The sequence below is a fragment of the Acetatifactor sp. genome (assembly GCF_982438285.1).
Map to the genome: position 1 here is coordinate 1 of NZ_CEWDFQ010000307.1, position 3761 is coordinate 3761.

4 protein-coding genes and 1 pseudogene are annotated in these 3761 nt (G+C 48.9%); all 5 read left to right on the plus strand.

Annotation, left to right across the window (positions count from 1 at the left end; translation table 11 throughout):
- The coding region (locus AC1WIP_RS12920) for an ABC transporter ATP-binding protein (RefSeq protein WP_481142214.1) at window positions 1-1396 on the plus strand (1396 nt) is incomplete at its 5' end.
- A gap of 169 nt (window positions 1397-1565) precedes the next feature.
- Window positions 1566-1790: an L-2-amino-thiazoline-4-carboxylic acid hydrolase gene (locus tag AC1WIP_RS12925; RefSeq protein ID WP_481142215.1), complete on the plus strand. Its 225-nt coding sequence runs from the start codon at window positions 1566-1568 to the stop codon at window positions 1788-1790.
- A gap of 203 nt (window positions 1791-1993) precedes the next feature.
- Window positions 1994-2668, plus strand: a complete 675-nt coding sequence (locus tag AC1WIP_RS12930; protein ID WP_481142216.1) for a DUF6796 family protein — start codon at window positions 1994-1996, stop codon at window positions 2666-2668.
- Window positions 2669-2734: 66 nt separating this feature from the next.
- On the plus strand, window positions 2735-3541 hold the full coding sequence (locus AC1WIP_RS12935) for a class I SAM-dependent methyltransferase (RefSeq protein ID WP_481142217.1): 807 nt from the start codon (window positions 2735-2737) through the stop codon (window positions 3539-3541).
- A gap of 4 nt (window positions 3542-3545) precedes the next feature.
- Window positions 3546-3761 (plus strand): annotated as a pseudogene (locus tag AC1WIP_RS12940) (class I SAM-dependent methyltransferase); the annotation flags it as partial.

The window sequence follows — 3761 nt, forward strand, 5'->3', positions numbered from 1 at the left end:
TGCGCATATGATTGTTCTTAAGGATGTGTCATTTCAATATGAAGGCTGCGAAGAAGGCGTCCATGGGATTAACCTTACCGTACATGACGGGGAATGTGTCGTGCTGACAGGTCCGTCCGGTGGCGGGAAAACAACCCTCACAAGGCTGATTAACGGTCTGGCTCCCTCTTATTATCAGGGGACGCAAAAGGGCAATCTCTGGGTAAACGATGCTGAACTCACTTCTCTTCCTTCATGGCGGCTCGGACAGGAGATCGGCAGCGTATTCCAGGACCCAAAGAGCCAGTTTTTTTCCTCGGAGCTTGTGGGGGAGGTTGCCTTTGCCTGCGAAAACTACGGGATGACGAAGCAGGAAATACGGAAACGCACGGATGAGGCTATCGCTTCTCTGGGATTGGAGGTTCTGCGGGCGCACCCTTTGGATGTGCTGTCCAGTGGTGAGAAACAGCGCGTGGCGGTGGCGTCGGTCTACGCATTGCGTCCCCACACCTATGTCTGCGACGAGCCCACGGCAAATCTGGACGGCGAGGGGGCTGCGAGGCTTGCGGATATATTTCGGAAACTGAAAGCCGAGGGAAACACCCTGATTATAGCGGAGCACCGGCTTGCATGGTTAAGCGGCATTGCCGACCGCTTTGTCTATGTTTCGGAGGGAACCATCCGGTGGGAAAAGACGCCGGCGCAGATGTGGGAACTTTCGGAGAAAGAACGAAAACGGTATGGTCTGAGGGAAATCACGGAAACAGAGGCTTCCCTGCCGGAACTTCCCACAGGTATCGGAAAAGAATACTTTTTCTGCCGGAATCTGACCTGCAGACGAAAAAAGACCCTCATTTTTGAAAACCTGAATCTCTCTTTGCCCGCCGGAAAGATCACTGCTCTGATCGGCAGAAACGGCGCGGGCAAAACCACCCTTGCCATGGTTCTGGCGGGACTGCAAAAGCAAAGCAGCGGGGAAATTTATATTGGCGGTAAAAAGCTGTCTGCCGGAAAGCGCAGGAGAAAAGTGTGGTACAGCTCCAACGATACGGGAACCCAGTTTTTTACCACCAGTGTCACAGACGAGCTGCTGCTTCATTCCGTTGCTTCCCCCAGGCGGCTGGAACGGGCAAGAGAGCTGTTGAAAAGACTTGATCTGTACGCTTATAAAGATGCTCATCCGGCCGCCCTTTCCGGCGGCCAGAAGCAGCGGCTCTCCATTGCCTGCGGCTTGTTATCTGGCAGGGAAGTCCTGCTTTTCGACGAGCCCACGTCGGGGCTGGACGGAGGGAATATGCGCAAAATTGCTGACATACTGACAGAAGCCGCAGCCGAAGGAAAAACGATAGGGGTCATTACCCATGATAAGGAGTTGATGCAGGCATGCTGCGACTTTCAATGGGGAATGGGGCAGTAACACGAACGAAGGAAATGGCTTTTCAGGTAATATGAAGTTCTCTGTTAGATGCTGCAAAACCAATGGCAAAAAATGTTTCGGACATTCGGAAGATTGCCCTTCTTTTTTCGATTCTCAGAAAAATGTGCCTTCAGTCGGTACGGATGGAGTTCGGTGATCCAGGGGGGATATGGAATGGAAACGGAACGACTGCGGCAGAATTGAATGGGACTGTCATAGGTGCTTTTATGCTGGTATGTTTAAACATTATGGAGTTCCGGAACTGACACCTGTTTTTTGTGAAAGCGACGATGTCGTGTATGGAAAGATTCCCAACGTTATATGGGGACGTACATACACAATCGGAGGGGGAGCAAAAGTCTGTGATTTCCATTTTTACAAGCAACGCAATTAACAGATTACGTTTTGGAATTGACAGGTTAGCGCAAACTAACTATAATTAAAAGAGGTTAAAAAGTCAAAGACCCAGCTGCAAGCAACGAGGCATCTATCTTACAGCGCCTCAAGGAGCGGGGTATTTGACCCTTGCGGCAGTCGCCAAATGGACATGCTTGCGGGAATAAAGTAAATGTGAGATGAGGGAAGATGGACAATAAAATGAAAAGAATTATCCCATTGATATTCGGAATGATGGGCTGTGTCTGTTTTGGAGCAGGCGATTGGCTGATGCTGTACGGAGATACTGCCCACAGAGGCGCACTTTACTGGCTGACTGAGGGAGTAGCCGGGATTGCACCATGGAGAAATTCGCTGGCAATGTTTCTTGCTTTTCCGGGAATCGTGTTTTACGGCATAGGGCTGTTTTCAGTGTGCAGTTTTATAAAAGAAGAAAAACATAGGAAAATTTACCGGACGCTTACTACATATGGGCTTACGCCATGGCTGTGCCTGCATTTGTTTTATATTATGATCTTATATGTTTTTGCATGGCTGAACAGAAATGGGTATGAGGATGCGGCAATCCCTGCGGCGGAGGCATTATTTTCCCACTTATCGTGGCTTGTGATACTTAGCGAGATCATCATGCTACCACCTTTTCTTTATTGGTTTTATCTTCAGATATCTGGCAGGACAATGTTTCCTAAAAGCATGGCGTTTACGAATGTTCTGGTCATATACGGGATTTTATACCTGGTAAAATCTTTTATGCCTGACTGTGCCTTCCGGCTCGGATTTACAAACGGGCTTATGAGTGAAAGCATGATTGTCTGGTTTGGGATTATGATGGTTTGGGCGATGATATGTCATGGTAGAAAAATACAGTCTGCATGAGGAATACTGCAAAAGGGGGAACCGCTGCATTCCATGGATAAAGAGAAAATAAAAAGGAAACAGACAATGAAACTGAAATTAGGAGATGTGGAGACCACCGCTCTGATTCCGCTGTCGAACCGCGCAAGCGAAACAAAGCGGAAAAATCCGAGAGTGCGGGACCAAAAGGCGGTAGAAATCATTGAGACCCTTGGCGTGGACACAAAGAATTATGACAAGCTGGTTACTCACGAGTGCGTGATTGCGCGGACGATTATGTTTGACGAGGAAGTAAAGCGTCTTATTAAAGAGTGCCCGGACGCGGCATGCGTCAATATGGGCTGTGGGCTGGATAACCGTTTTGAGCGAGTGGACAACGGGAGGATCACATGGCTTGACGTTGACCTGCCGGACAGCATCAAGGTGCGCAAAAAGGTTTATGAGGAATCTGACCGCCGAAGGATGATCGCGGGCAGCGTGACAGGGAAAGGCTGGATTTCTGCCGTAAAAAATGTTGCCGGCGCACAGCCGGCTGTGTTCATCGCCGAGGGCTTATTCATGTATTTCAGCAAAGAAGAGCAGCGAGCCATACTTCACAACCTGGTCTCGGAGTTTAACAGCGGCTGGCTGCTAGTGGAAATGATGCGGCCGTCTATGATGGACGAGAAAAAGCATGATACGGTAAAGCATACAGGTGCAAAATTCGGCTGGGGAACAAAATCGGGGAAAGAGTTTGAGGCACTGGAGCCAAAGCTGCGCCTTGTCAGCGAACACAGTTTTTCGGAGCAGATGAAGAAATCCACACTGGTGAGCAGGATTGTGGGAGTCCTCACTGCCAAGATCAATAATCGTCTTGCGGTATTTCAGTGGGGCAGATTGATAGAAGGAGCGTAATACAATGGGATTTTTTGAAAATACGCGCAGGCCGAAAGGCTTCAGCGGAAAAATCATGGTAAAAATGATGAACAGTGGGCACAGCAAACTGGCACACTGGGGATTTTCCAAAATTTCCGTAAAGGAAGATGCAAAAATATTGGACGCAGGCTGCGGCGGCGGAGCTAATATCGCGCTTTGGCTGGAGAAATGTAAAAACGGTCATATAACAGGAATCGAC

Bases quoted from the DNA above. Each gene is read 5' to 3' on its own strand.
- AC1WIP_RS12925 (WP_481142215.1), top strand. From the start codon at position 1,566: ATGGAATGGAAACGGAACGACTGCGGCAGAATTGAATGGGACTGTCAT.
- AC1WIP_RS12930 (WP_481142216.1), top strand. From the start codon at position 1,994: ATGAAAAGAATTATCCCATTGATATTCGGAATGATGGGCTGTGTCTGT.
- AC1WIP_RS12935 (WP_481142217.1), top strand. From the start codon at position 2,735: ATGAAACTGAAATTAGGAGATGTGGAGACCACCGCTCTGATTCCGCTG.